Below are 6,687 nucleotides of genomic sequence, written 5' to 3'. Positions count from 1 at the left end.
AATTATTAAAAAATGGGGGGGAAATTAATGAAAGGTATTATTTTAGCAGGGGGAAGCGGCACACGTCTTTACCCGCTCACTATGGTAACAAGTAAGCAGTTATTACCAGTATATGATAAGCCAATGATATATTATCCTCTTTCCACTTTAATGTTAGCTGGCATAAAAGATATTTTGATTATTTCTACACCTGAGGATACAGAAAGGTTTAAGAACCTATTAAGAGATGGGTCCCAATTTGGATTGTCATTACAATATAAAATTCAGCCAAGTCCTGATGGTTTAGCACAAGCCTTTATCTTAGGATCAGATTTTATTGGAGATGACTCTGTAGCCATGATTCTTGGCGATAACATTTATTATGGCAGCGGAATGAAGAGTATATTACGCAGGGCTTCACAAAAAAAACATGGGGCTACTGTTTTTGGCTACCATGTCCCAGATCCTGAACGTTTCGGTGTTGTTGAATTTGATAGCAATGGGAAAGTTTTAAGTGTCGAAGAGAAACCGGAAAAGCCAAAATCTAATTACGCGATTACAGGTTTATACTTCTATGATAACCGTGTTGTTGATATTGCTAGAGAAATAAAACCATCTGCACGCGGAGAGTTGGAAATTACATCAATTAATGAGGCATATTTAAAAATGGGTGAATTAGATGTAGAATTATTGGGGCGCGGATTTACTTGGCTTGATACGGGCACCCATCAAACATTGGTAGAAGCAACAAATTTCGTGAAAACCGTAGAGGAACATCAGGGAATTAAAATATCCGCCCCGGAAGAAATTGCTTTTATTAATGGCTGGATCACGAAGGAGCAATTACTCGAATGTGCAAAGAAACTAAGTAAAACGGGCTATGGCCAGTATCTGATAAAAGTTGCAGAGGGAAAAATCAAATATTAAAAATGAGGGATGAAACTTGAATATCATTAAAACAGATTTAGAAGGTGTATTTGTCATTGAACCGGCTGTATTTGGCGACCATCGCGGTTGGTTTATGGAAACATACAATGAGAATAACTTTTTTGAAGAAGGAATCAAAATTAAATTTGTGCAGGATAACCAGTCTTTTTCTGCAGCAAAAGGCACTTTGCGGGGCCTGCATTACCAATTGAACCCTAAAGCACAATCTAAACTGGTCCGATGCACAAGAGGTACAATTTTTGATGTGGCTATTGACATAAGAAAAGGCAGCCCAACTTTTGGCAAATGGTTTGGAATTGAGCTGAGTGCAGAGAATAAAAAACAACTTTTGATTCCGAAGGGTTATGCACATGGCTTTATGACGTTAACCGATGATGTTGAGGTTCAATATAAAGTGGATGAATTCTATGCGCCGGAATGCGACCGTGGGATCCGTTGGAATGATCCAACGATTCATGTCGAATGGCCGATACATGACATTCAACCTATTTTATCAGCTAAAGATGAAAAATCACCGTTTTTAGAAGAAGCCGAAATTAATTTTGTTTATGGAGAGTAAACATGAAAATATTAGTTACAGGATATACTGGTCAGCTTGGTTATGACGTTGTAAAAGAAGGGTTAAATCGCGGACTAGAGATGATCGGCATTGGACAGAAGGATCTTGACATTACAAATGAAAAAGATGTTTACCAATATGTCGAAGAACTAAAACCCGATGCGGTAATTCATTGCGCAGCCTATACTGCAGTTGATCTGGCTGAAGAGCAAAAAGAGATGTGCTGGGATGTAAATGTAAATGGAACGAAGTACTTGGCGGCTGCCGCAAAAGCTTCCAGGTCAAAATTTATGTTTATCAGTACGGACTATGTTTTTAAGGGAGAAGGCACGGAACCTTTTTCGGAAAGCGCCCCCGCTAATCCAGTTAATTATTATGGATATACAAAATACGAAGCTGAAAAAGTTGTCCGTTCCTTACTTGCTAATGCGTTTATAGTCCGGATTTCCTGGGTGTTTGGCATCAATGGAAAGAATTTCATAAAAACCATGTTGAGGCTTGCGAAAACTCATGATCAAGTCAATGTTGTCGGGGATCAAATTGGCTCTCCAACTTATACTTTTGATTTGGCGCGACTGCTTGTTGAAATGATTCAAACGGATAAATACGGCGTTTACCATGCGACAAATGAAGGCTTTTGCAGCTGGGCAGAATTTGCTGAAGAAATCTTCAAACAGGCAGGGAAATCAGTGAAAGTTAACGTCATTAAAACAGAAGAATATCCAACAAAAGCAGTTCGCCCTAAAAATTCACGGATGTCCAAGCAAAAACTACGGGACAACGGTTTTGAACCGTTACGCCCGTGGAGTGAGGCTGTAGCACATTATATAAAAGAGCTTGAGGTGTAATTTAATTGATGACAAAGAAAAAAGTATTGGTAACTGGCGGGGCCGGTTTTATTGGAGGAAACTTTGTCCAGCACATGGTCAATAAATACCTGGATTATGACATTTATAATTTGGATTTGCTGACCTATGCCGGGGATTTGACAAAGCACCAGGAGATTGAGAATAAAGACAACTATCATTTTATTAAAGCAGATATTGCTGACCGGCAAACAATTATTCCACTGTTTAAAAAAGAAAACTTCGATTTTGTAGTGCATTTTGCGGCGGAAAGCCATGTAGACCGCTCTATTACGGATCCTGAAATTTTTGTGCGGACGAACGTACTCGGGACGCAAGTACTGCTCGATGCAGCAAAAGAAGTCGGTGTGAAGAAATTTTTACATGTATCCACAGACGAGGTATATGGTGAATTGGACTTTGATCCGTCGACATTCTTTACAGAAGAAACGCCGCTTCAGCCAAACAGCCCATACAGCGCAAGTAAGGCATCTTCAGATTTATTAGTTCGGGCATATCATGAAACATTCGGTTTGCCAATTAATATAACACGATGCTCAAATAACTATGGGCCCTACCATTTCCCGGAAAAACTGATTCCCTTGACCATTTCCCGTGTGCTAAACGATCAGAAAGTACCAGTTTACGGTAACGGTGGGAACATCCGCGACTGGCTGCATGTGCATGACCATTGTGCCGCTATTGATTTGGTTTTGCATCAAGGTGTAAATGGTGAAGTTTACAATGTTGGCGGCCACAATGAACGGACAAATCTGGAAGTGGTCAAAACGATCATAAAAACTTTAGGAAAATCGGAGGATCTCATAGAGTTTGTCAAAGACCGGCCAGGACATGACAAACGGTATGCGATAGATCCATCGAAACTGGAAAAACTCGGCTGGAAACCAGCTTACAGCTTTGAAACGGGTATTGCACAAACGATCCAGTGGTATTTGGATAATAAGGACTGGTGGGAACGCATTATTAGTGGAGAATATCAAACGTACTTTTCTAAACAATATTCCTTCTCTGCCAACCTAGAAAACTAATTCCACTAATCATTTGGGGGTTCTTTTAATTTATAGATTTCTTTATAATGGTTAAAAGAATACTAAATTTGAAAGTTAATTAGGAGATGTAAAAATTGAGTAATATCACAGTAGCTGGTACAGGCTATGTTGGATTGGTAACAGGTGTTTGTTTAGCAGAAGTTGGCCATCAAGTGACTTGTGTTGACAATAACGATGAAAAAATTTATCTGCTCAGGCAGGGAATTTCTCCAATCTATGAACCAGGGCTTGATGAACTGATTGTCAAGAATACTGAAAATGGAAAATTGGATTTTACGACGGATTATCAAAGTGTCTACGCCCACTCAGATGTTATTTTTATCGGTGTTGGTACGCCGGAAAATGAAGACGGTTCGGCAAATTTAAATTATGTTTTTACTGTTGCAAAAGAGATTGCGGAATCCGTTGAGCAGGACTGCCTAGTTGTCGTAAAATCTACTGTGCCAATTGGAACGAATGATAGAGTGGAAGCGTATATTAAAGCACATTTAAAACATAATGTAAAAATTGAAGTGGCTTCCAATCCCGAATTCCTTGCACAAGGAACAGCGGTACGCGATACGCTCTATGCATCCCGGATTGTCATTGGAACGGAAAGCGATGAAGCAAAGCAAATTTTAATGGATGTTTATGAACCTTTCAAACTTCCAATTCTTGCTATGAATCGCCGAAGCGCAGAGATGGTAAAATATGCTTCGAATGACTTCCTGGCTTTGAAAATTTCCTTTATCAATGATATTGCAAACCTATGTGAAAAGGTTGGTGCGAACATTGAAGATGTCACAAATGGGATGAGCTACGATGAAAGAATTGGCAACCGATTTTTAAATCCGGGGATTGGTTACGGTGGCTCTTGCTTCCCGAAAGATACAAAAGCGTTACACTGGCTTGCGGAAGAAGAAGGATATATTTTAAGAACCGTGAAAGCAGCCATTGATGTGAATGAAAAACAAAAATATGCACTCATCAAAAAAGCACGCAATGATTTTCCAACTTTTAACGAAAAAAAGGTGGCGGTATTGGGGCTCACCTTTAAACCCGGAACGGATGATTTACGTGAAGCACCGTCCATTCCGAACATCCGCTTGCTGCTAAATGAAGGGGCGCGTATACAGGCATTCGATCCGGTTGGGATAGAAAACTACAAGAAACTATTCCCTGATCAAATTTCTTATAAACATTCGATTGAAGAAGCTTTGGAAGATGCTGAGCTTTGCTTTATCTTTACCGAGTGGCCGGAAATCAAAGAAATGGATCTTGGCTTATTCAAAGAGAAAATGAAAACCCCGTATATTTATGATGGACGCAACTGCTTTAGCTTATATGAAATCCAAAATAAAGGGGTCAATTATCATTCAATTGGTCGTCCTAGCGTGATTGAGTATGGTGTATTAGACGAAGTTCAAGCATAAGTTTAGAGAGATGAAGAGCACTGAATCACAGCGGTGCTCTTCTTTTAAGGTTTGGGTGCCTGTCACCGCCCGAAATATGTCGAATTATTACTGAATGGGGAGCTGCTGTTAAGGGAGAATAGTCAGCTCCTTATTTTAATTTGAGTTTGCGATAGGAGCCCTACCTCTCACTTTTTTCACTGCTTTACTTTCATCTGATTTAGGCTTTAAAAATTCTGTTTTATTTTCAAGAAAGTGATAAAAAGCTGTTGACAAAGTAAGCGTTATCTATTATTTTTTAATAGAACAAACGTTCCGATCGGAGGTGTAGACGATGGCGACGCTTGTCAACAGTATTGGTTTGAAAGGAATAGAAGGTTATTTGGTTGAAGTTGAGATTCAAATGGTGGAAGGGATTCAGGGCATTTCGATTGTGGGGCTGCCTGATGCTTCAGTCAAGGAGTCTAAAGACCGGGTGTTGGGCACATTAGGTTCTTATCATTGTGATTTGCCGGAGAAGCGGTTCATTGTCAATCTTTCACCGGCAGAGCAAAGAAAAAACAGTCCCTTTTTTGATCTGGCAATGGCGATTGGAATCATGAAAGAGTTGGATTACTTCCCGCATGAGATTCCGGAAACAGCAGCATTTCTAGGTGTGCTTTCATTAAATGGTGCCGTTAAGCCTGTTGAGGGTATGCTTCCTGCGATTATGGCGGCCAGAAATAAAGGGATCAAGGTGTTGTATTTGCCGCATGCTGCTGATCTTCCCTTTCGCCGCTTAGATGGCATAGAACTAAGATTTGTGAGAAATCTGGATGAGGTCATTCAATCGTTGTCAGGGCAAGAAGATCTTTTTACCGCTCAAGGTTCATGGCCGCCTGTTGCTTCCTTTGATGAGCCCTATATTATATATTCGCAAAGGACTTTAAACATATCATCGGCCATCAACATGCAAAGGAGATCTTAGAAATTGCCGCTGCTGGAGAGCATAATGTTTTGATGTATGGGCCGCCTGGTTGCGGGAAGAGTTTATTGGCCGAAACGTTTCCGTCCATTTTGCCTCCGCTGACTGAAAAGGCACGTTATGAGGTCATGAGCCTTTACCAACTTGCAAAAGTGAAACTTTCTTCGTATATCAAACCGCCCTTTCGATCTCCGCATCATTCATCATCTGCTGTTTCTCTTGTAGGGGGAGGCGCAAATCCGATTCCGGGTGAAATTTCTCTTGCCAATCATGGGGTTTTATTCTTAGATGAATTGGCAGAGTTCCCAAAGCGGACGCTGGATATACTTCGACAGCCGCTTGAAACAGGGAAGGTGACCATCAGTAGGACCGCATCAACAGCAACTTATCCTGCCCATTTTATTATCATTGCCGCGATGAATCCCTGTTCATGCGGGTATTTGGTGTCAAAACACGCCTATTGCACCTGCACGCCGAAGTTGATTTCTTCCTACCAAAATCGTGTTTCCGGGCCAATCCTTGACCGCTTTAATCTTTTACTGCACTTGCAATCTGTTTCACTGACGTCAGCACCATTGCAGGCGAATGAGAGCTCGGAAAAAATAAGAAAACGGGTCATGGAAGCGCGCGAAAGGCAATATGAAAGATACGGAGAACAGAGAGGGAACGGCGTTTCAATTGAATTATTTTAAAAAAAAAAATTCATTGAACCAAAGCCAGCAGATGATGATGCAGCGCAATGGGTCAGGAAGGAAAATTTTAGTAACCGCATTCAAATCAAAATGATGCGTTTAGTGCGCACGATCTCAGACCTTCAAGGGGAAAAAGAAATCACCAATGAATCCTTATGGAAAGCCATCACAATGAGAAGAAAGAATCAGATCAAGAATCGAAAAGAAGGTGTGAAATAAAATGGGGAGGAAGAAGCGAT

Annotated in this window: 5 protein-coding genes and 1 pseudogene; all 6 read left to right on the top strand. The window is 40.6% G+C overall.

Annotation, left to right across the window (positions count from 1 at the left end):
• Positions 1 to 27: 27 nt before the first annotated feature.
• Positions 28 to 906, top strand: coding sequence for a glucose-1-phosphate thymidylyltransferase RfbA (gene rfbA / locus BpJC4_RS13950; RefSeq protein WP_151698062.1), 879 nt, complete (start codon positions 28 to 30; stop codon positions 904 to 906).
• A gap of 16 nt (positions 907 to 922) precedes the next feature.
• Complete coding sequence (rfbC, locus tag BpJC4_RS13945; protein ID WP_151698061.1) at positions 923 to 1,486, top strand: dTDP-4-dehydrorhamnose 3,5-epimerase; 564 nt, start codon at positions 923 to 925, stop codon at positions 1,484 to 1,486.
• A 2-nt stretch (positions 1,487 to 1,488) separates the two neighbouring features.
• On the top strand, positions 1,489 to 2,334 hold the full coding sequence (rfbD, locus tag BpJC4_RS13940) for a dTDP-4-dehydrorhamnose reductase (RefSeq protein WP_151698060.1): 846 nt from the start codon (positions 1,489 to 1,491) through the stop codon (positions 2,332 to 2,334).
• 8 nt (positions 2,335 to 2,342) lie between these two features.
• Positions 2,343 to 3,380, top strand: a complete 1,038-nt coding sequence (gene rfbB / locus BpJC4_RS13935; RefSeq protein ID WP_151698063.1) for a dTDP-glucose 4,6-dehydratase — start codon at positions 2,343 to 2,345, stop codon at positions 3,378 to 3,380.
• Positions 3,381 to 3,475: 95 nt separating this feature from the next.
• Positions 3,476 to 4,813, top strand: coding sequence for a UDP-glucose dehydrogenase family protein (locus BpJC4_RS13930; protein ID WP_151698059.1), 1,338 nt, complete (start codon positions 3,476 to 3,478; stop codon positions 4,811 to 4,813).
• 313 nt (positions 4,814 to 5,126) lie between these two features.
• Positions 5,127 to 6,667: pseudogene (locus BpJC4_RS13925) on the top strand (YifB family Mg chelatase-like AAA ATPase).
• Positions 6,668 to 6,687: the final 20 nt, after the last annotated feature.

The organism is Weizmannia acidilactici (assembly GCF_008974185.1).
In the GTDB taxonomy this organism is placed as follows: Bacteria; Bacillota; Bacilli; order Bacillales; family Bacillaceae_C; genus Weizmannia; species Weizmannia acidilactici.
The sequence above is the reverse complement of the archived record's forward strand: the minus strand, read 5'-3'. Positions and strand labels throughout refer to the sequence as shown.